Here is a 20,228-nt window from a genome sequence, read left to right as displayed (position 1 = left end):
GGCTTATCCTAAAATAAAAATGCCCCCTAGGTGGGAGCATCATTTGCTTAATTAGAAATAAACAAGCCTTACTTATAATTCTGTCCGCTTAATTTTAAGGCGGCGATAACGATATCTTTCCTACTGATCTGACCTACGAGTAGACCATCTTTCATCACGGGCAATCTTCTTCTGTGATGCTTGTCAAAGATGCCTGCGGCATCAAAAATGCTAATATCATGAGGTATAGTCTCTACCTCCTTAGTCATAAACTTTTCGACACTTTTGTCTAAAATGGGTTGATTGAAGTAACGGCTTTCCGAAATTTGTTTCATACAGTCCGCTTCTGAAATAATGCCCACCAAGAAACCATTATCATCAAGTACCGGCCCCCCAGAAATTTTAAACTTGGCGAGTGCCTCCATGACTTCTAAAATAGATTGATCTGGTGTAAATGTCACCAATTTCTTGGTCATATAATCTTCAACTAAAATAGGTGCATCAAATTCCTTCTTCGTAGTCCTACGTATTCCTTGAAAACTTTTTATTCCCATATCATTTGATTTTAGGTTAATCTTAAATATAATGAATATTTTCGAATTATCTAAATAAAACTAACGAAACACATTGGCACATTAGAATTTTATAGTTTTAAATTATAATTTCGCTGTATGAAAAATAGCACATTTGAAAAATAGAATCGGGATACTTGGTTGCGGATGGTTGGGGTTGCCTTTGGCTGTGTCTTTTGTAAAGAGTGGGTACCACGTTTACGGAACCACTACCTCCAAAGATAAATTGGTCGAACTCGAAAACAAAGCCATTAATCCCTTCTTGATTCGCCTTTCCGAAGTCGGAATTGATGGTCCCATTGCTGATTTTCTCTCCGAAATAACCATCTTGGTCGTAAATGTGCCTCCAAAGCTTAGAGGAAACAATGCAGAAAATTACTTTCAGAAAATATCATTGTTGCATCAAGCGATTAAAAAGTCAACCGTTAAGAATATAATTTTTATTAGCAGCACTTCGGTCTACGGAGACATTCAGGGAGAAGTTACCGAAGCAACTATCCCAAAACCGGTCACCGATTCGGGAAAGCAACTTTTAGCATGCGAAGCACTATTTCGTAATGACCAAGAATTAAAGACGACGATTATACGTTTTGGTGGACTCATTGGCGATGACCGACATCCGGCCAACTTCCTTTCAGGAAAAAAAGGGCTTTCAAATGGTTCGGCACCTATCAATCTCATTCATCAAACGGATTGTATTCGAATCATCGAAGCAATTGAAAAAGAGGGGTGGTGGAACGAACTCTTCAATGCCGTATACCCACATCATCCATCCAAAAAAGAATACTATACGGCATCCTGCTTAAGAAAGGGCCTCCCAATACCAAGCTATATCGACGATAATTCATTAATTGAAAAGTACGTAAAATCGAATCATCTAATGACTGTTAAAGGATTTCGATTCAATACATCAATAACGGATTGATTCACCACAGAAAATCACACTTTCACAACAAAAACCGCCCGATCATGTTAATACGAAAGGCATTTCATCGATTAAAAAGTACCTTTATTTCATAATTTTAAAACTATTTGCATGGAAAATTCTAATTTAAAAAGGCGCATTCTTTCAGAATTTGAAAGTTTAGTTGCCGTAAGTTGTCCGAAGCAAAAAGTTCCCCAGAAGTACAAAAATCTGCATGTTGCCATTTTAAAAAATCACTACAATGCAGCAGATGTTGCGATTGACTATCATCGGGGAAGAGTAGAAATGGACGTCATTTTAGACGATAAGGATTATGATCCAAAAAAGGTAAACCTTTGTGTACCAACATTGCATGTAAACTTATTATTCAAGAATCTATTTGATTTTTTGAAAACATGTATTGACAAAGACAGTAAGAGTTTAGCCTTTTACTCGAACCTATTGCATTCCTATTCGGGCGAAGGCAAAGATGCATCGCTTAGATTAGCTTAATCAAGAATTCTAAATTAACTCATATTAAAGGATGCCATTCGGCGTCCTTTTTTGTTGACTTATACGGGTTTAACGGTTTCATTAACGAATAGCACAAAATATTTTATTAGTTTAGCGCACCAAAATTCAACAGTGATGAAGAGAACAGTATCCGTATTATTATTAATGGCAGGTTTTATAGGAGTTGGCCAGAGCACAAGTGAATTGCAAAAACACTACGAAGCTTTTTATAAAGAAATGCGTTTACAGGGTGATATGAACGGTGTAATCAGTGCCCTTACCCATCTTAATGTGCTTTCACCTTCAAAAGAGCGCAAAGACACTTTGGCCTATATTTATGCCAATAACAACAAACATATGCAGGCCCTCAATACCATAGGGGTCGAAAAAGACGAAGCAGACTCCGATTTGGCGGTACAGGTTAAGGCGATTTCGCTAAAAGCGATCAATCAACCCAAACGTGCGTTAGAGCAGTTCGAAATTTTGAACAAAAGAACGCCCAGTCCATATTTGGCTTATGAGTTGGCAGATTTAAAGATACAGACGGGTGATAATACCGGGGCTTCTACAAATATCGAATATGGCATCGCCAACGCCAAAGACGATATGAAATATGCCTTTTACGAACGACAACAACCTTACGAAGTTTCTCTTAAGGCTGCTTTTTTACATCTTAAGGCACTAGTAGCCTTCAATGCGGACAAAGAAAATGTAGATGCAGCGATTGCACTTATTGATGAAGCGCTTAAAATTGACCCTAGCTTTAATCTTGCCAGTCTAAGTAAGCAGGCATTGGAGTCAAGAAAAAATCCGCCACCAGCCCCAGAGGGTGAGAAATAATAATAACCAGAAAAGTTAGCACGTTTCACCTTTTTTTGACAAAAAGAGGAAAGAAATGCTTTGGGATTACCCCCTATTCCTCAAGTATCAACTTGGTGTCGAGCGTATTGTTTACAATGACATTAAACTGATTGCGCAGGGCATTGTAGGCGGTAATCATTTCCAATACCGGCTCTTCTACATCTAAACGATATTCTAGGTTGCCCTTTATCTTCAAAATATAGGTTTTAAAGACTTTCTGACGACTTTTTATCTGTGGAACATCGAATACCTCAGGATATTTCGAAGCTTCCAGAAGCTTTTGGTTCTCAATAAGATTTTCGATAACCAACTTTACATCTTCAGGATTTTCCACTGTGTACAGTGCGTCGAAGGCAGTGTCCATCGCCGAAAACTTTGGCCAATCTTTTATAATGTCAGTAGCCTTTGCATTGATAACGGCTTTCTTTGGCCAACTTGCAGTCGCGATAATCGAATTAGTATTGTCTTCGACAACCAATGGTCCCTTATTCTCTTTACAGGAAGAAAACAAAAACAAAATGGCGCATGAAATGAATAATTTACCCATAGGGCGAATGTACAAATTTTAATAAACGGTATCTTTGAAGGCTAAAGGATTTAACTCGATTTTAATGCAAAAGAATATTCTTATTTTGGGTGCTTGCGGACAAATAGGTACCGAATTGACTCTGGCTTTACGGCAAGAATATAGTAATGACCAAGTCATTGCCAGTGATATTCGTGAAGGAGGCGAGAATTTAATGGATTCCGGTCCCTTTGAAATTTTAGATGCCACCGATTATGATGCTTTGGAGGAAATTGTCGCCTACTATGAAATAGACGAAGTATACCTTATGGCCGCCATGTTAAGTGCAACTGCTGAAAAATTCCCTATGAGGGCCTGGAATTTAAATATGAATTCTCTTTTTAATGTATTGAACTTGGCCAAGGACAAAAAGATATCTTCCATATTTTGGCCCTCTAGCATCGCTGTTTTTGGTCCGAATACGCCAAAAATGAACACACCCCAACATACCATTATGGAGCCTAGTACCGTGTACGGCATCAGTAAGCAATCGGGGGAACGCTGGTGCAATTATTACCATCACAAATATGGCGTAGATGTGCGAAGCATACGTTATCCAGGGCTCATAAGCTGGAAGACGATGCCCGGAGGCGGAACTACCGACTACGCCGTAGAAATATATCACAAGGCCTTATCAGATGGTGAATACACCTGTTTCTTAAAGGAAGACACCAATTTACCAATGATGTTTATGGACGATGCTATTCGTGCTACGATGGCCATTATGAAAACCGATATCACAAACATTAAGGAAAGGTCATCTTATAACTTGGCGGCCATGAGTTTTACCCCCGACCAAATTGCACGTAGTATTAAACAAAGCATCCCTGATTTTACCATTACTTATAATCCCGATTTTCGACAGCGCATCGCCGATTCTTGGCCCAACAGTATCGATGATACAGAAGCAAAAGCTGATTGGGGATGGAAAGCAGAATTTGATTTGGAGAAAACGACAAATGAGATGTTGCGGAATTTAAAACATTAACCTCGCTCGCTATTCTCAATTTTATGACCCTTCAGTGGCGGGTTTTAAGGAAATTATATTTTGCACATCCTCATTACCGCCAGAAACCACTACATTCGAAACTTCAGTTTCCTTTCGATAGCCATAATCATGGAATTTGCTATATCTTTTCCAGTAGCATTTTCTATGCCTTCAAGACCTGGGGAAGAATTCACCTCTAGTAAAAGTGGCCCTTTGTTCGACCGTATGATATCGACCCCAGCCACGGCTAGATTCAACACTTTTGCCGCTTTTATAGCTAATTTTTTTTCTTCTGGCGTTATCCGTATTATCGAAGCTGTACCTCCCTGGTGTATGTTCGCCCTGAATTCACCCTTGGCCGCCTGACGTTGCATGGAAGCTACTACTTTGCCATTAACCACGAAACAGCGAATATCTTGCCCGTTGGCTTCCTTGATAAATTCTTGCACCAAGATATTGGTCTGTACACTTTTAAAAGCATTGATCACACTTTCCGCCGCTTTATTGGTTTCAGCCAATACCACGCCCTTACCTTGGGTACTTTCCAATAATTTTATAATCAAAGGTGCACCGTTGACCATTTTGATAAGGTCTTTGGTATCCATGGGTGATTTTGCAAAACCGGTAATGGGAATATGAATATCGTTCTTCGAAAATAATTGCGAAGCAAACAGTTTATCGCGAGACTGCGTGATGGCCTCGGCCGAGTTTTGACAATATGCGCCCAGATTATCAAATTGTCGAATAAGGGCACAGCCATAGAAGGTGACCGATGGTTTTATTCTAGGGATAATGGCATCAAATTCTTTTAAGATATTGCCACCTCTATATCGAATTTCGGGAGAATGCGCATCGAGCTTCATATAAGCCAATTCCACATTCAAAAACACGATTTCGTGCCCGCGTGCTACAGCCGCCTCCATCAGTCTTTTGTTGCTGTACAGTTCAGGATTACTCGCCAAAAGGGCTATTTTCAGTCCTGTTTTCTCCTTAAAATAAGGAGCATATTTCTTATTGATTTGCTCTTCACTAAAATCTTGGATTTTATAGGTTTCCGCCGGGTTGACAAGGTAGCGTTCGTTAATTGCCTCTCTACCCAGTAACATTCGGAACTCCATGGTATCCCTGTTTGCCAAGGTAAGTTCGATCTCAAAAACGGAATCGCCCAAAGTAACAGGGGTCTTCACCACCAGGCGTTCTTCTGAGATTCCGGAAGAACTTTTGACCATTCTTCTATCGACCAATTTTGCCTCACATGGAATGGCGATGCTTCGGTTTTCCTGTAACGGATTCACATCGAATTTCACCCATTCTTGAGCCTCTTTGGAATGTATTTTTATATTTGTTGCTTGTATTGACGAGGTTTTGGCACCGGAATCTATTCGGGCCTTTATCGCAGGAATTCCTAAGTCTTTAAACACACACCACTCTTCGCTTCCTATCAGTTCAAGTTCTTTCAATTGTTATTTTTTCTTTAATTCAAAAATATCTTTTCTTCTGTCATTCAAGTTCCTCACCGCTCCAAATTTATTGAGTTCGCGAAGCAGATCAATATCAACATCGGCAATCAGTATCATTTCTGCATTCGCAGTAGCCTCTGCTTTGATTCCGTTGGTAGGGAATGAAAAATCACATGGGGTAAACACCACAGATTGGGCAAATTGAATATCCATATTCTGCACATTTGGCAAATTGCCCACGCTACCGGCAATAGCCACATAACATTCATTTTCGATTGCCCTTGCCTGTGCACAGTTACGCACCCTGGAATATCCGTTTTGCGTATCGGTCAAAAAAGGAACAAAAAGGATGTCCATACCTTCATCGGCCAAAATTCGGCTTAATTCGGGAAACTCGGAATCATAACATATCAGCACCCCTATTTTTCCACAATCGGTATCGAAGGCCTTTAATTGAGTACCGCCCTGCATGCCCCACACTTTGGCTTCATCGGGAGTAACATGCAATTTCTCATAGCGCTCCATACTACCATCACGGCGACACAAATACCCTACATTGTATAATCGCCCGTCTCTTATTTCGGGCATACTACCCGTGATGATATTGATATTATACGAAATAGAAAACTCCGAAAATTTTTGTACGATGGCTTCCGTATGCTTTGCCAGCTCTCGAATAGCTTCTGGCGTAGACAAATGGTTATCTTTTGCCATCAAAGGTGCATTAAAAAACTCAGGGAAAAGTGCAAAATCGGAACGGTACCCAGATACGGCATCGATAAAAAATTCCGCTTGCTGCAATAGTTCTTCCAAATCTTTGTAAGGTCGCATTTGCCATTGTATGAGCCCTAAGCGAATAATCTTTTTTTTGGTAGCTGCCTTTTTAGAGGGCCTTTGATAATAGATGTTGTCCCATTCCATTAAGATGGCGAAATCATTTGATGCCGCATCACCTTCTAGATACCCTTTCATTACTTTAGCGGGGTGAAAATCGTTGCTAATCTGAAAGTTCAGCACAGGATCTTGAATTTCCTTTCTACGAACTTTCGCGATGTACTCCTTTGGCGTCAATTCACTCGAATATTTATGGTAAGTAGGCATTCGACCACCAAAAACGATACTTTTCAGGTTGAGTTTTTCACATAGTTCCTTTCTATAGTCATACAATCTACGACCCAAACGCAACCCACGGAACTGCGGCTTAATGAATACCTCTATACCGTACAATACGTCTCCTTCGTCATTGTGGGTATTAAAAGAGTAATTTCCGGTAATATCTTGATAGGTGTGATTATCATCAAATGTGTTGTAATCGACGATAATGGAAAGTGCGACCCCGGCCAATTCGCCATTAACCTTAATGACCACCTGTCCTTCGTGAAATTTGTCGATCAATGATTTGATATGCTCCTCTTTCCAATAGGCCCCTGGCATATTTGTATATGCCGATATCATTGCCGTTTTTAATTCTTGATAGTCATCAAGATCTAAAAACTTCAATTCAATATTTTCTATATCTTCAATTTTCATTGGAAAAGGATTATTTGAACCCTCGTTTTAATGAGCATTCAAGTTGCTTAACTTTAATACTAGCGTCGCGTAAAATATAAAAGTCGGCCAACCTTTACTTAAGAACTAAAAAGTTGAAGAAAATTGGGTTAGTCTTCATCATCTTCCTCAGACAACTCTGGGTCTGGAACAGCTTCTGGATCATCATCCTCGAAATCTTCATAATCGTCTTCATCATAATTCTCCATAGTATACTCCAACTTGGCGCTTATTTTGACCAAATATTTGGTATCTTCTGTCAATACCTCAACAGCCTCAATGCGCTCTCCCTGGGCATTTTTGAAGGTAATGATATTGCGGTCATCATACCCATCAGGGTAACGTTCTACCAGTAGTTTTAGCACTTCCGGTGTCAGTTTTTTAAAATCAACGATTACACGTTTTAGATTGTCCATAGGGCAGTTATTGGTTTAAAAGATAAGCAAAAATAAGAGGTGCAACAATAGTTGCATCACTTTCTATAATATATTTCGGAGTGTCGATATCGAGCTTCCCCCATGTAATTTTCTCATTGGGAACGGCACCCGAGTACGATCCGTAACTTGTGGTACTATCGCTTATTTGACAAAAATAGCTCCAGAACGGAGTATCGGTTCGCTCCATATCTTGGTAGAGCATTGGCACTACACAAATAGGAAAATCACCTGCAATACCGCCTCCAATCTGAAAGAATCCAATACCCTTTTGGGAATTGGCAGTATACCAGTCAGCCAAAAACGTCATATATTCAATACCCGATTTCATGGTACTTGCCTTAAGTTGCCCCTTTAAGACGTAGCTTGCAAAAATATTACCCATAGTACTGTCTTCCCAACCTGGGCAGACAATAGGTAGATTTTTTTCTGCCGCCGCATACATCCAAGAATCCCTTAGGTCGATTTCATAATGTTCTTCCAAAACGCCCGAAAGCAACATCTTGTACATAAACTCATGTGGAAAATACCGTTCACCGGCATCTTCGGCATCTTTCCAAATTTTAAAAATATGCTCTTGCAACCTTCGAAAAGCCTCCTCTTCAGGTATGCAGGTATCGGTCACCCTATTTAGGCCTTTTTCCAATAACTCCCATTCATCTTGAGGGGTCAGATCCCGATAGTTGGGCACCCTTTTGTAATGGCTATGCGCTACAAGGTTCATAATATCTTCTTCAAGATTGGCTCCTGTACAAGAAACTATCTGCACCTTGTCTTCACGTATGATATCAGCAAATATTTTGCCCAACTCGGCCGTACTCATCGCACCCGCCAAAGAAACCAGCATTTTAGCACCAGCCTCTAACTGCGCCTCGTACCCCTTTGCTGCATCGACCAAGGCGGCTGCATTGAAATGTAAATAATACTTCTCAATAAAATTGGAAATCGCTCCCTTATTCGTCGTCATTCTTGAATTTTAAATTGTTACCCCCCGATTTATAATCGATGTCAAAGGTATTGTCATATTCATCATCGACGGCTTCGTCACTAAATTTATAACTTAACATTTTGTAAAACAATTTGGCTGCCAAAAAATCGGAAGATTTATCGTTAGCCGTAGGACATAGTTCTACTATATCAAAGCCAACAACGTTTCGCTCTTCAAAAACCCTTTTCAAGAACTCCAACGTCTCATACCAGAACAATCCTCCCGGTTCTGGCGTACCTGTTGATGGCATGATAGAGGGGTCAAGGGCATCTAAATCAAATGTTATCAATACATTGTCGGTCATCGCTTCAATAACCTTGTCCATCCAATATTCATCGTTTACCATATCATGGGCAAAGAACATTTTTTCTTCGTCCATAAAGGTCTTCTCAATGGCATCCATACTGCGAATACCCACCTGTACGAGATTGGTATTCTGGCTTGCTTCGTGCACGGCACAAGCGTGATTATATTCGCTGCCTTCGTAAGTTTGTCTCAAATCGGCATGTGCGTCTATTTGCAAAACGGTAAGATTGTCGAAGCACTCGTTAAAAGCTCGAATCGTACCTATAGAAATAGAGTGTTCACCGCCAAATAGCGTCACAAACTTATTGCGTTTAATATACTCCTTAGTGGTTTTGTGAACCGCATTTACCACTGCCTCGGGAGAACTGTTTTCTGTAATGGGTTCGGCCAAATAAATACCCTGTTCATAAACCTCCGAATCGGTTTCAATGTCATAGAGCTCCATGTTTTCAGAAGCTTCAAGAAAAGCTTGCGGACCTTTATCTGCACCCTTGCCCCATGTACTAGTGCCATCATATGGTACGGGGATCAAGACGATTTTGGCCTCTTCTAGTTGTGCGAACTCGTCGGGTATGCCGGCGTAATTCTTTTTTGTGCTCATGGTCTAAATATTTGTTATTATACTGTTTTTCAATAAATTGTTTATTTGTTTGAATTTACATATTCCGATGAATATCTAATCATAACCGCTTAAGAAAGAAGCAAAATAACTTTTTTTTAATTTTCTTCAGCCGCATCAATCGTCTCCATCTTGGTATTGTTTGTTTTATCTTTCTTAGAATATCCTAAAATTTCCAGCATTTTTTCCGATTTCTGTTGCTCGCTGAATAGTTCATAGGTCAGGTTACCGTTTTCATCCCGGTCGATTAGAACATGCTTTGGTTGCGGAATCAGGCAATGCTGTAATCCCCCATAACCGCCTATGTTCTCTTGATAGGCTCCCGTGTTGAAAAAGCCAATATAAAGCGGTTTTTCTTTTTTGTATTTTGGAAGGTATATCGCGTTTCTATTCTGTTCACTATTGTAATAATCATCACTATCGCAAGTCAAGCCTCCTAAAAGCACTCTTTCATATTCTTCATTCCATCGGTTGATAGGCAACAATATAAACCGCTTGTTGATTGCCCAAGTATCGGGAAGGGTAGTGATAAATGAAGAATCTATCATATTCCACTTTTCACGATCGTTCTGCTGCTTTTGGTAAAGCACTTCATAGATGGCACCACCACTCTCGCCTACCGTAAAAGTACCAAACTCGGTAAAAATATGGGGTACGGGAACATCTGCTTCCGAACAGGCCAAAACAATTTGATTGATGATTTCATCGACCATATATTGATAATCATATTCGAAAACTAGCGAATTTTTTATGGGAAAGCCACCGCCGATATTCAAACTGTCCAATGACGGACAAATTTTCTTTAACCGCACATATACTTTGAGACATTTAACCAATTCATTCCAATAATAGGCATTATCACGAATACCCGTATTGATAAAAAAATGGAGCATTTTCAATTCTATCTGTTCATTGTTCTTGATTTGGTCTTCATAGAACGGAACAATATTTTTATATCCGATACCTAATCGCGAGGTATAGAATTCAAACTTCGGTTCTTCTTCAGAAGCTATTCTAATTCCCACTTTAAACGAATCATCGATGGCCTCACAAAGTAGATTGATTTCTTCGTAATTGTCGACAACGGGTATACAGTTTTGGTGACCTTCATTGATCAACCTTGCTATATTTTCAATATACTGCGCCCTTTTAAATCCGTTACAGATTACATAGGTATCATCTTTTATCTTCCCATCGCGCTTTAATTGCTCTACGATATCTATATCGAATGCCGACGACGTTTCTATATGAATATCATTTTTTAAAGCCTCGTGAAGAATATGCTGAAAATGTGAACTTTTAGTACAATAACAATATTGGTATTTTCCCTTGTAATTATGCTTTCTTAATGCATTCTCAAACCAGTTTTTTGCTCTGGCCACGTTTTGGGAAATTCTTGGTAAATAAGTAAACTTCAAAGGACTGCCATACTTGGCCGTAAGTTCGGCAAGTGGAATACCGTGAAACTGCAGGTTTCCCTCGTTCAAGTTAAACTCCTCTTGCGGAAAAAAATAGGTCTGATCTATTAAATCTATGTATTTGGTATTCATTAAAGTGGTTTTGTGAAAAATCTATAAATGCGATACGTAAAAATGCAATGCTTCTTATACGTTCGTCGAAAAGGTATTGGACTTCAAAATTCAAATCAAAATTTTCTTCTCCGTGTTCGGAACAAAAAAATTCATGCGTTGGCTTCGCTTAATAGCGGAAGCTACCGAAGTAGGCCTAAAATTTCGGCCTCCGATCAGGTAAGTAGCTGCGGAAAAAATAGAACTAAATTCCCGCTGTTCAAATACAAAAACAAAATGCATGTTGTTCAACTAAAAACTATAACAAATGAAAAGAAAAAAAGTGAAAAAAAAAGGATTTATAAAAAATTTTAAAGAAGCTTAATAGACAGAACCAAGAAACTGGCACCATCAGCATTAAATTTTAACACAATCTATTGATTATAAATTATTTAATTCCTATTTTGGAAGTGTAAAATCATAGCTATGAAATCTATAAAATTAGTATCCGGTTTTCTTTTTTTTTGTTTTCTAACCTTAGCAACAGAGGTAAAAGCTCAGATCTCACCAGGTGTCTACCACACTGAACAAGAAAGCGATGGACAAACGATACATCATGAAATAAAGGTGAACAGCAATTATTTTGTATATACGTCCTACACCACCAATCCTGCTAATTTCATAAAAACGCTTGGTGGGTTCTACACCTCTAAAAACGATATCTTAAAAGTGAGTCTGGAATTCAACTCGGACTATGAAACAAATGGTAGTACCGAATTGGCATTGCCCTATACGATGAAAGAAAGTAGCTTGGTGCTACGAACCGCGGACGGACTGGTCTTCGAACCAGCTGCGAAAATCGCGCAGGATTTGGATGGACAATGGCTTTTTGCGACACGTGGACCCGACAAGGGCCAAGAGCGAAGGGGAGAGGAAAGCCCTAGAAAGACTTTAAAATTTCTGATGGATGGGCATTTTCAGTGGATAGCTTATAATACCGAAACCTTTGAGTTTTCTGGTACCGGTGGTGGTAGCTTCACTTCAAAAAACGGCCTATATACCGAAACAATAGCATATTTCTCTAAAGATAATTCACGGGTAGGCGCAACCTTAAAATTCAATTATCAACTGAAAGACATGGATTGGCATCACAAAGGCAAGAACAGTAAAGGCGAACCGATGTACGAGATTTGGGCGAGAAGACAGTGAACAGTGAACAGTGAACAAAACTAAAAAATTTGCAGCGGAGGTTGCATCTTAACCTTAAAAAGTGACCTCGGCAAGAATCGAACTTGCATCTAAAGTTTAGGAAACTTCTATTCTATCCATTGAACTACGAGGCCAAAATATCAAGACGGCAAAAATAAAGTTTTTTTTGACAGTCTTAAAAGACAATGGCAAGTTATTTCGGCCAGATCAACCTGTTATTCTAAAACTTTCAAAATCAACATTCAAAATAATTCTTATTTGTATCTAGTAAAAGTAATTTGGAGAAGTGCTATATCGAAAAATTACCCGCTCTAACATTCCTGAAAACAAGGAGGAATCACGGGAGAAACTATTGCCTTCATCGTAATCTAACTTTCTGCAAGCCTTCCCTTTACCAGGTTTTTATGATATGAGAGAAGGTATAAAGCGAAGAACAGTTTTATTTTGGTACTAGTGCAACGGTCTTTCGTTTAACAAAATCCAACAACAACGGAACAGCAGGGTATACCATATTATGCCCGTATCCATCTAGCTCCATCAATTCAATATCGGGGTGATCGACCACTTTCATCATTCTGTAGAAATAGGCATTCTCTTCGTACCGACCCAACATTTCGAGTTCGCGATTTCCGGTAATCAGCAGCATGGACGGAGCGTCTTTACGTACGTGAAAAAGCGGGGCAAATTTATCGATTATAGGCTGTGTGCCCCTAATTCCCATTTCTTTTCGAATAGTAAAATGGGTAATGGTGTGGCCACTAAAAGGAATTAAGCCGGCTATTTCATCGGTATCGATATCAAATTTTTCCAGATAAGTCTTGTCCAACCCGACCATACTTGCAAGGTAGCCCCCAGCCGAATGCCCGCTTATAAATATTTTTTTCGGATCTCCCTTATATTTGGCGATATTCTTAAACGTCCATGAAACCGCAGCGGCAGCATCTTCGATATAGACCGGATGTTTCACTTTTGGATGCATGCGATAATTCACTGTTACAACGATTACCCCCTTGTTTTTCAACCCATCAGGAATGTGTTTTTCACCACTTTCCAAGCCACCACCATGAAACCAAACAACCGTTGCCAAACCTTCTGCTTCTTTAGGATAGTATACATCTAACTTGCACCGCTCTTTGATGTACGCATCCGAATTGCTAACATTGGTCTCGTAATACGGGATGTCTTCCTCGAGAACATATGTATCACTTTGGGCGTTTATGCGGGTAATTCCCAAAACCAATATGAGAAGAACTAGGGTGATTTTATTCATAACATTTTATTTATTCGGTTGGTCTGTATTTAAGAAACTTGGTTACTTTCTGAGGTCAATCTATAAATAGATTTGGCAGTGCCAGTGAAAACCAAGGGAATAAGGTTACCAAAATCAACACCAAAAAACTAACGAGCAAAAAGGGAAGGCCGGCCTTACTAACTTCTCCAATCGATATCTTTCCAATACTTGAGGCGACAAAAAGACAAACACCGACCGGTGGAGTGGTCAGTCCAATTATTAAATTCAAGACCGCGATTACCGCAAAGTGAATAGGATCAACATCAACGGCAAGCGCCACTTTCAGCAAAATAGGGAACAAAATAAGTAGGGCTGCTATGGTCTCCATAAATGTGCCTACTACGATTAATAACAAGTTGATGAGCAACAAGACGACATACTTGTTATCGGTAAAACCCAAAATTTCGTTGGATATGCTTTGCGGAATTTGCTCTGTAATCAGAATGTAACCGAAGAGGTTTGCAAAACCAACCAAAACCATTAACGAAGCGGAAGTCTTCATGCTATCGAGCAAAATGACCTGTATGTTTTTGTAATTCAATTTTTTATAAACGAATTTACCGATTACCAAGGCATAAACTACAGCTATAATCGAAGCTTCCGTCGGCGTGAAAATACCTCCGATAATTCCATAAAGGATGATAAAGGTCATCAAAAGCGACCAAAAGGTATCGACAAAACCACGGGCAACCTCTTTTAAACTACTACGCGCATGTTTGGGATAATTCTTTTTCTTAGAAATAAAATAGGCGGTGAATAAAAGACCAATACCCAGTAACAACCCTGGAAGTGCACCTGCCAAAAACAATTTCCCCACCGACAGACCGCTCAACGTTGCCGCAATAATCATCGGCACACTTGGCGGTATTATTGGCCCTACGGTAGAGCTAGCGGCGGTGACCGCACATGAAAAACCAGTGTCATAACCTTCCTTTTTCATTGCAGGTATCATTATCGACCCCATACTGGCCGTATCGGAAATTGCCGTTCCGGAAATTCCTGCGAAAAGCATCGAAGCCCCGATATTCACCAATGAAAGTCCGCCGCGAATGTGTCCCAAAAGATGGTTGCAGAACTTAATTATTTTTTCGGTCAACCCCCCTTGGTTCATCAAGTTACCCGCCATAATGAATCCCGGCACACTCAACAGTACAAAAACATCGATGCCTGAGTACATCTTCATCGGAACAATTATAAGCGGGACTCCCTTTGCAATCAAATAACTCAAACAGGACAGTCCCAAAGCAAAAGCAATCGGAAACCGAAGCACCAGACACAGCACAAAAACGATTACGAGTATCCAAATCATACTTTTGTGGATTTGTATATTTTATGGATTTTTCTCCAGAGATAATAACTTATAGATGCTGACATAATAAACATACTACAGAATGCTACGCCCATATTGAAACCCATACTAGGTGATTTTTCGGGAATTCCCAAGACTATGAATTTTATGGAATAAAAGGCCATAATCAAAAAAAGAAGCAGCGAAATTACAGGAATACCAAGATTCAAAATTTTCTTGAACCGTGCAGGAAAGCGATTATAGAACATATCAAGATGCACATAAAAGTCATTCTTCATGGCCAGACCAGCCGCAAAAGACATGGCATAAATAAAGAAAAGCCGGGAGGCTTCTTCTGTCCATGACGGTGTATCAAAGGGCGAAAAACGGCAAAAAATCTGAAGCAAAACCGTTGCCATTAACCCCCATGTACTTAAGAGTGTGCCAATTTTTAGTAGACGCCCTATTGCTTTATATAGCATCGTCTTTTTCTTGTTTCAGTTCGTCGTAAATCTTCTGCATTTCTGGGGAAAGACTATCGTAAATGGCCTGTTCACATTTTTTTGCAAAAGCTTCCTTATCCACCTCGATAAATTGCATTCCGTCGGCCTTTAATTCATTTTGTACACTCTTTTCATTTTCTAAAAAAAGGCGATGTTCATAGGCCTGCATTTCTTTACCTGCCTGTAGAAATATTTCCTGAAGGTCTGGGGGTAATTTTTGGAATTGTTTTTCTCCTACTACGGGGTACACCCAACTTATAACATGCCCTGTCAAATTCAGGTATTTTTGCACCTCGGAGAAACCTGCGTTATTGATCATCGCAAACGGATTTTCCTGTGCCTGGATCGTGCCTTGTTGCAGCGATGTGAAAACTTCGGAAAATGCCATAGGGGTCGGTTTTGCACCTAAAGCGCTCCATGTGGTCACAAATGCCGGCACGTTGGGCACTCTTATAATCAGTCCTTTTAAATCATCGGGATGACGTATTGGTCTGTTGGAAGTCAAATGTCTTGGCCCTCGTTCAAAATGCCCCAGAGCCCGAAGCCCTGCTTTTTTTATCATTTCATCCTCCATCAATTTTCCGACCGGACCATTTATATAACGATTCATATCGGTAGAGTCTTGCATCAAAAAGGGGAGTTCACAAAAAGTGGCTGCCTCGAACCAATTGGTCAATGTAGACCCTGTGGTCGTCATATCGATTACTTCTGCCTGTATCAGACGAATGGCCTCAATTTCCTTGGCCAATTGTTCCGAAGGATAGATTTCAACCTTAATACGCCCGTCGGAGCGTTCTTCCAAGATTCCACCAAAATAGACAAAAGCTTTGAACCAAGTATGGTCTTCATTGACCAGCAGTGCCGTTCGTAATAAAAATTCGGGTTCTTCCTTTGGGCTGCAACCGCTCAGGACCAAGAAAAGTAAAATCAGGTGACAGAGTCTCCGCGTAGTATGTTTGGTCTTTATACTGATACTCATGGTGGTTAACGGCGCATTTCTAGCGTGAAAACCAAATATAATCAATTTCCGTAGACCTCAACGATCATCTCGATTTCTACGGCAATATTCCCAGGCAAAGACCCCATACCTACCGCTGCACGGGCATGTTTACCCTTTTCGCCAAAGACAGCCACCATCGTATCTGAAAAACCATTTATAACTTTGGGGTGGTCGGTAAAGTCGGGCTCGGCATTCACCATACCCAAAACCTTGACAACCCGTTTTACTTTATTCAAATTACCTAATTCAGCCTTTAATACCGATAGTTGATTGATAGCCGTCACCTTTGCGGCCTCATACCCCTGTTCTATGGTCAGTTCAGCACCGATCTTTCCCGTAATATTTTCACCATTGGCCTGTAGTGGACCCTTCCCGGATAAAAAAATCAGGTTTCCCGTTCGAACCGCATTGACATAATTGGCAACCGGTGCAGAAGGTGTACTTAATGTGATGCCCAGCTCTTTTAAGTTGCCCTCGGGATTATAATTTATATCAGCAGCTTCAATTGCCGTGCTTTTGCTGTTCGACTTATCAGTATGTTCAGGTTCCGTTTTACAGGAAATAAAGGCAATAAGCAGTAATCCAAAAAAAGTAATCCTCATAGAAAAGTTGTTTTATATTCGCGTTATCAGGCATTCGCCAGCACTTCTTTGACCCGTTGGGCCACGGTGCGTTCTTGGCCAGGTTCCATCATCCAAGTGGTAATACCCACCTCTTCCTTGCCTCCTACCGTTTCTATCGAAGGATGGCCATCCCGTAACCGTTTCCGCATTTCATCTTTTGTAATCTTGACTACGCTTTCGTCCCATTTAATACGTAAACTCGGAACATGGTTCGCATGTGGCGGCACATGAATTTCCGTCTCCACACCTTTTACCGAAAGTGCACTATCACTGATTAATTTGATCTGATTCTCCCAAAGTTCCCATTCTTCTTTATGATCTTTTGCCAAGTACACTTCCAGAGCTGCCAACATACCCAATACTTCCTCTTTGTTAACTTTCATTCCACGGGCAATGGTGGTTCCGCGAGGTGGGGTATGTAAGCGAGCCGCCTCGATATATTTCCTTTTCCCTAGAAGGAGTCCGGCACTTTGAGGTCCCCTGATTCCTTTTCCTCCAGAAAAGGCAACGAGATCAAATCCCATTTTGGTGAATTTAAAAAGATTATCTACGGGCGGAACGTCCGCAGCGCAATCGATAAATGTAGGAATACCATGTTTTTTACCCAAGGCCACAAATGCTTCGCGATCTATTTCGCCCATGTCGGTATTGGCATTTAAAAACCAAAGCATTGCCGTATTCTTATTGATTGCCTTTTCGAGCTCTTTTGCCGTTTTTACCTGTACCAATTTAGCACCGGTATTAAGAAGTGCGTGGGTGTACCCAATATCGTGGGCCTCTTGTACGATTACTTCGTTTTTAAGCCCTGTTGTATCAGGAAGCTGGGCCACTTTTTCAGTATCCATGCCACAAATAACACCAGCAAGCCCAATCGTCATGGCGCCAAAGGCACCCGAGGATACGGTGGCATACTCACACTCTAAAAGCTGGGCGATACGTTCACCAACCTTGTCGTGCAACTCGTCGAGGTTTACATATTCGGTGGCTCCATAATTTATGGCCTCGGTAACTTCTTTGCGCATTAAAGAACCGGTCATCGAAGTATAAGTGCCTGCCGCATTGATAAACGTACGGACACCAAGCTCTTTAAAAAAATCACGCGCGATCGGCTTGGCAATCGTGGTCTCAACGGCCTTTGCCGTTAACATACTCGGACCCAATATTCCTCCAACCAAGGGAAGGGCCGATAACGTCTTCAATACTTTTCTTCTACTACTCATAAGTTCCGATTTTAGCCATTATTAATCTAAAGAAGCAATACAGTCCATTTCAACCAATGAATTACCCGGCACCCCGCCATAGGTCGCCACTGTTGTTCTGACAGGTGGATTTTTTCCAAACCTACCCCTGAACACCTCGTTCATGCCTTTGTAATCGCCCAAATCGGCCAAGTAGACATTTACTTTCATTACTTTTTCCATGGAAGAGCCATTGCGCTCCAATTCTTTTTGAAGTTCTTGCAGCACAATTTCTGTATGCGCTTTAATTTCATAGGGTTCTACGTGTGCACCCTTTCCGGCGATATAAAGTGTATTGCCGTGTTTGACGGCACCTGAGAACAAGGGAATGTCTTGGTCCATAACAATGTCGCCCACCACCTCTTTCTTAGGTTTCTTTTCATTTTTACCCATTGCATTGGCCGCACCAACACCGAACAATGCCGCCAGGCCCATTCCTATTTGTTTGAATGATGCTCTTCTTGTAGTTGTCTTGTTTTTCATCTCCGTATTCTTTTTTATGTTATAATTAATTTCATTTAAATCCAAAAGCTTCAAATCGCTCTAGCCTATTCGTTCCAAACTGGCGCGCCTCTACCATTCAGGTCATAGACCACTTTACCGTCGCGAATGGTCATTTCACATTCCAATCTTTTATCGCCTTTCAATTTTTTTCCTTGGGTATCGATATACCCAAAATCACCGTCCCTAAGATTTAGCAAAGTAACATCGGCAACGGCGCCGACAGAAAGATGCCCCAAATCGGTGCGTTTTATGATTTGTGCCGGATTCCAAGTAACGGTGGCAATAATTTCATTCACGGGCATGTTCATATTTACGAATTTCGACATGATATTAATGATATCTTTCATGCCCCCGTTCATGCTCCCCGTGTGCAGGTCGGTGCTGATCGAGTTTGGCTTAAACCCTTGTTGCAGTGCTGGTACGGCCTGTTCAAAAACAAAGCTACCACCGCCATGTCCTACATCGAAAATAATCCCTCTTTTTTGAGCGGCAAAAACGAAATCACGAACCTTACCTTGTTCATCAACCACTGGAATTCGACCATTTACATGGGCATAGGTATGCGTAAAAATATCGCCTGGTCGCAATTTTTCCATAAACAGTTTTTCGATGGATAATTCTGGATCACTGCCTCCAAAGTCAATCATTACGGGGATGTCGGCCAACCGCCCTGCTTCGACCGCCCTTTCGGTTGGTGTCCAATCAAATCCACTATAATGCGCCAGCTTTACGCCCACAATAACTCCAGGGTGCTGTTTAGCGACAATAGCCGTAAGTTTGGGGCTCATATCATCGATATTTTGCTCTATTGCCCCCCCTTTCATACCCGAACCTACAATATTCAAAAAGGAGAGTACCCTCGTCTTCGATCGGTCAATTGTCTGTTCTTTAAAAATTCTAAAATTTCGCCATCCTGCACCACCGACATCGACGATTGTCGTTACGCCACTTCGAAAACTAAAACCATCGGGTGGTAGGGCGGTAAAACTATTGCTGAGATAGGCATCTGGTTCGGTTCCATGAAAATTGTGACTGTGGATGTCGATCAAACCGGGACTTACGAACAGTCCTTTGGCATCAATGACCTTCGCTGCTTGATTTTGAGGAATATTTACATCCACTTTTGCGATTTTGCCATCTTTTATGGCAACATCCATAACTTTGTCAATGCCGTTTTTGGCGTCAACAACTTTGCCCCCTTTAATCAAAATATCAAAATTTTGAGCAGTCAAGCCTGATAGTCCTATAAACAAACATAGGATTGTTACCAGCCAATGTCTCTTACATGTTTTCATAGTAGTTCTTTAACGGTTAAAAGGTTCCAACT

General features: G+C 40.7%; 21 protein-coding genes and 1 tRNA gene. 5 read left to right on the top strand and 17 right to left on the bottom strand.

Going from position 1 to position 20,228, the window contains the following annotated elements:
• Positions 1-68 precede the first annotated feature (68 nt).
• Positions 69-533 (bottom strand): CBS domain-containing protein, encoded by a 465-nt coding sequence (locus BLS33_RS15550; protein ID WP_089891389.1) that lies wholly within the window; start codon positions 531-533, stop codon positions 69-71.
• A gap of 133 nt (positions 534-666) precedes the next feature.
• Between BLS33_RS15550 and BLS33_RS15545 the strand changes: the two genes are divergently transcribed.
• From BLS33_RS15545 to BLS33_RS15535, 3 genes are all read left to right on the top strand, one after another.
• Complete coding sequence (locus BLS33_RS15545; RefSeq protein WP_089891386.1) at positions 667-1,476, top strand: SDR family oxidoreductase; 810 nt, start codon at positions 667-669, stop codon at positions 1,474-1,476.
• Between the two features lie 111 nt (positions 1,477-1,587).
• On the top strand, positions 1,588-1,968 hold the full coding sequence (locus BLS33_RS15540; protein WP_089891382.1) for a hypothetical protein: 381 nt from the start codon (positions 1,588-1,590) through the stop codon (positions 1,966-1,968).
• A gap of 135 nt (positions 1,969-2,103) precedes the next feature.
• Entirely contained in the window at positions 2,104-2,808 is a 705-nt protein-coding gene (locus BLS33_RS15535) for a hypothetical protein (protein ID WP_089891379.1), read from the top strand.
• 73 nt (positions 2,809-2,881) lie between these two features.
• Here the strand turns inward: BLS33_RS15535 and BLS33_RS15530 are convergent, their stop codons facing one another.
• The gene (locus BLS33_RS15530) at positions 2,882-3,376 is read right to left on the bottom strand and encodes a hypothetical protein (RefSeq protein ID WP_089891376.1); all 495 of its coding nucleotides are present in this window, start codon (positions 3,374-3,376) and stop codon (positions 2,882-2,884) included.
• A gap of 64 nt (positions 3,377-3,440) precedes the next feature.
• Here BLS33_RS15530 and BLS33_RS15525 point away from each other — a divergent pair, with 64 nt between their 5' ends.
• The gene (locus BLS33_RS15525) at positions 3,441-4,382 is read left to right on the top strand and encodes an NAD-dependent epimerase/dehydratase family protein (protein WP_089891373.1); all 942 of its coding nucleotides are present in this window, start codon (positions 3,441-3,443) and stop codon (positions 4,380-4,382) included.
• Between the two features lie 89 nt (positions 4,383-4,471).
• On the opposite strand, the gene rimK is transcribed toward BLS33_RS15525, so the two are convergent.
• The 6 genes from rimK to BLS33_RS15495 form a co-directional block, all read right to left on the bottom strand.
• Positions 4,472-5,842: a 30S ribosomal protein S6--L-glutamate ligase gene (gene rimK, locus BLS33_RS15520; protein ID WP_089891370.1), complete on the bottom strand. Its 1,371-nt coding sequence runs from the start codon at positions 5,840-5,842 to the stop codon at positions 4,472-4,474.
• A 3-nt stretch (positions 5,843-5,845) separates the two neighbouring features.
• Positions 5,846-7,372 (bottom strand): carbon-nitrogen hydrolase family protein, encoded by a 1,527-nt coding sequence (locus BLS33_RS15515; protein ID WP_089891367.1) that lies wholly within the window; start codon positions 7,370-7,372, stop codon positions 5,846-5,848.
• 128 nt (positions 7,373-7,500) lie between these two features.
• Positions 7,501-7,806, bottom strand: a complete 306-nt coding sequence (locus BLS33_RS15510; RefSeq protein ID WP_089891361.1) for a hypothetical protein — start codon at positions 7,804-7,806, stop codon at positions 7,501-7,503.
• A 7-nt stretch (positions 7,807-7,813) separates the two neighbouring features.
• Entirely contained in the window at positions 7,814-8,791 is a 978-nt protein-coding gene (locus BLS33_RS15505) for a deoxyhypusine synthase family protein (protein WP_089891358.1), read from the bottom strand.
• Positions 8,778-9,719 carry an agmatinase gene (gene speB / locus BLS33_RS15500; RefSeq protein ID WP_089891354.1) on the bottom strand — a complete coding sequence of 314 codons (942 nt, stop codon included), beginning with the start codon at positions 9,717-9,719 and terminating at the stop codon, positions 8,778-8,780. Before speB ends, BLS33_RS15505 begins: the two co-directional genes overlap by 14 nt.
• 116 nt (positions 9,720-9,835) lie before the next feature.
• A complete protein-coding gene (locus BLS33_RS15495; RefSeq protein WP_089891351.1) occupies positions 9,836-11,287 on the bottom strand; it encodes an arginine decarboxylase in 1,452 nt (483 codons plus the stop codon).
• Positions 11,288-11,731: 444 nt separating this feature from the next.
• Between BLS33_RS15495 and BLS33_RS15485 the strand changes: the two genes are divergently transcribed.
• Positions 11,732-12,454: a hypothetical protein gene (locus BLS33_RS15485; protein ID WP_089891344.1), complete on the top strand. Its 723-nt coding sequence runs from the start codon at positions 11,732-11,734 to the stop codon at positions 12,452-12,454.
• Between the two features lie 62 nt (positions 12,455-12,516).
• Here the strand turns inward: BLS33_RS15485 and BLS33_RS15480 are convergent.
• The 9 genes from BLS33_RS15480 to BLS33_RS15440 all read right to left on the bottom strand — a co-directional run bounded on the left by BLS33_RS15480 (position 12,517) and on the right by BLS33_RS15440 (position 20,196).
• Positions 12,517-12,588 (bottom strand) — tRNA-Arg (locus BLS33_RS15480).
• A gap of 305 nt (positions 12,589-12,893) precedes the next feature.
• On the bottom strand, positions 12,894-13,724 hold the full coding sequence (locus BLS33_RS15475; RefSeq protein ID WP_089891341.1) for an alpha/beta hydrolase: 831 nt from the start codon (positions 13,722-13,724) through the stop codon (positions 12,894-12,896).
• Between the two features lie 55 nt (positions 13,725-13,779).
• The gene (locus BLS33_RS15470; RefSeq protein ID WP_089891338.1) at positions 13,780-15,054 is read right to left on the bottom strand and encodes a TRAP transporter large permease; all 1,275 of its coding nucleotides are present in this window, start codon (positions 15,052-15,054) and stop codon (positions 13,780-13,782) included.
• The gene (locus BLS33_RS15465) at positions 15,051-15,515 is read right to left on the bottom strand and encodes a TRAP transporter small permease (protein WP_089891334.1); all 465 of its coding nucleotides are present in this window, start codon (positions 15,513-15,515) and stop codon (positions 15,051-15,053) included. The genes BLS33_RS15470 and BLS33_RS15465 overlap by 4 nt, the downstream gene beginning before the upstream one ends.
• Positions 15,505-16,515, bottom strand: a complete 1,011-nt coding sequence (locus BLS33_RS15460) for a TRAP transporter substrate-binding protein (RefSeq protein WP_089891331.1) — start codon at positions 16,513-16,515, stop codon at positions 15,505-15,507. Before BLS33_RS15460 ends, BLS33_RS15465 begins: the two co-directional genes overlap by 11 nt.
• Positions 16,516-16,556: 41 nt before the next feature.
• Positions 16,557-17,138, bottom strand: a complete 582-nt coding sequence (locus BLS33_RS15455) for a RidA family protein (RefSeq protein WP_089891327.1) — start codon at positions 17,136-17,138, stop codon at positions 16,557-16,559.
• Positions 17,139-17,164: 26 nt separating this feature from the next.
• Positions 17,165-18,379 carry an aminotransferase class V-fold PLP-dependent enzyme gene (locus BLS33_RS15450; protein ID WP_176801409.1) on the bottom strand — a complete coding sequence of 405 codons (1,215 nt, stop codon included), beginning with the start codon at positions 18,377-18,379 and terminating at the stop codon, positions 17,165-17,167.
• 21 nt (positions 18,380-18,400) lie between these two features.
• Positions 18,401-18,880: a RidA family protein gene (locus tag BLS33_RS15445; RefSeq protein ID WP_089891864.1), complete on the bottom strand. Its 480-nt coding sequence runs from the start codon at positions 18,878-18,880 to the stop codon at positions 18,401-18,403.
• A gap of 65 nt (positions 18,881-18,945) precedes the next feature.
• A complete protein-coding gene (locus BLS33_RS15440) occupies positions 18,946-20,196 on the bottom strand; it encodes an amidohydrolase/deacetylase family metallohydrolase (protein WP_089891324.1) in 1,251 nt (416 codons plus the stop codon).
• Positions 20,197-20,228 lie beyond the last annotated feature (32 nt).

It is taken from the genome of Kriegella aquimaris (assembly GCF_900103215.1).
Taxonomy (GTDB): Bacteria; Bacteroidota; Bacteroidia; order Flavobacteriales; family Flavobacteriaceae; genus Kriegella; species Kriegella aquimaris.
Note: the sequence above shows the minus strand (reverse complement) of the source record. Positions and strands in the feature narration are given on the sequence as shown.

Bases quoted from the DNA above. Each gene is read 5' to 3' on its own strand.
- BLS33_RS15510 (WP_089891361.1), bottom strand. From the start codon at position 7,806: ATGGACAATCTAAAACGTGTAATCGTTGATTTTAAAAAACTGACACCG.
- BLS33_RS15445 (WP_089891864.1), bottom strand. From the start codon at position 18,880: ATGAAAAACAAGACAACTACAAGAAGAGCATCATTCAAACAAATAGGA.
- BLS33_RS15455 (WP_089891327.1), bottom strand. From the start codon at position 17,138: ATGAGGATTACTTTTTTTGGATTACTGCTTATTGCCTTTATTTCCTGT.
- BLS33_RS15495 (WP_089891351.1), bottom strand. From the start codon at position 11,287: ATGAATACCAAATACATAGATTTAATAGATCAGACCTATTTTTTTCCG.
- BLS33_RS15505 (WP_089891358.1), bottom strand. From the start codon at position 8,791: ATGACGACGAATAAGGGAGCGATTTCCAATTTTATTGAGAAGTATTAT.
- BLS33_RS15550 (WP_089891389.1), bottom strand. From the start codon at position 533: ATGGGAATAAAAAGTTTTCAAGGAATACGTAGGACTACGAAGAAGGAA.
- BLS33_RS15485 (WP_089891344.1), top strand. From the start codon at position 11,732: ATGAAATCTATAAAATTAGTATCCGGTTTTCTTTTTTTTTGTTTTCTA.
- BLS33_RS15465 (WP_089891334.1), bottom strand. From the start codon at position 15,515: ATGCTATATAAAGCAATAGGGCGTCTACTAAAAATTGGCACACTCTTA.
- BLS33_RS15525 (WP_089891373.1), top strand. From the start codon at position 3,441: ATGCAAAAGAATATTCTTATTTTGGGTGCTTGCGGACAAATAGGTACC.
- BLS33_RS15470 (WP_089891338.1), bottom strand. From the start codon at position 15,054: ATGATTTGGATACTCGTAATCGTTTTTGTGCTGTGTCTGGTGCTTCGG.
- BLS33_RS15530 (WP_089891376.1), bottom strand. From the start codon at position 3,376: ATGGGTAAATTATTCATTTCATGCGCCATTTTGTTTTTGTTTTCTTCC.
- BLS33_RS15475 (WP_089891341.1), bottom strand. From the start codon at position 13,724: ATGAATAAAATCACCCTAGTTCTTCTCATATTGGTTTTGGGAATTACC.
- BLS33_RS15460 (WP_089891331.1), bottom strand. From the start codon at position 16,515: ATGAGTATCAGTATAAAGACCAAACATACTACGCGGAGACTCTGTCAC.
- BLS33_RS15440 (WP_089891324.1), bottom strand. From the start codon at position 20,196: ATGAAAACATGTAAGAGACATTGGCTGGTAACAATCCTATGTTTGTTT.
- BLS33_RS15450 (WP_176801409.1), bottom strand. From the start codon at position 18,379: ATGAGTAGTAGAAGAAAAGTATTGAAGACGTTATCGGCCCTTCCCTTG.
- BLS33_RS15535 (WP_089891379.1), top strand. From the start codon at position 2,104: ATGAAGAGAACAGTATCCGTATTATTATTAATGGCAGGTTTTATAGGA.
- BLS33_RS15515 (WP_089891367.1), bottom strand. From the start codon at position 7,372: ATGAAAATTGAAGATATAGAAAATATTGAATTGAAGTTTTTAGATCTT.
- speB (WP_089891354.1), bottom strand. From the start codon at position 9,719: ATGAGCACAAAAAAGAATTACGCCGGCATACCCGACGAGTTCGCACAA.
- BLS33_RS15540 (WP_089891382.1), top strand. From the start codon at position 1,588: ATGGAAAATTCTAATTTAAAAAGGCGCATTCTTTCAGAATTTGAAAGT.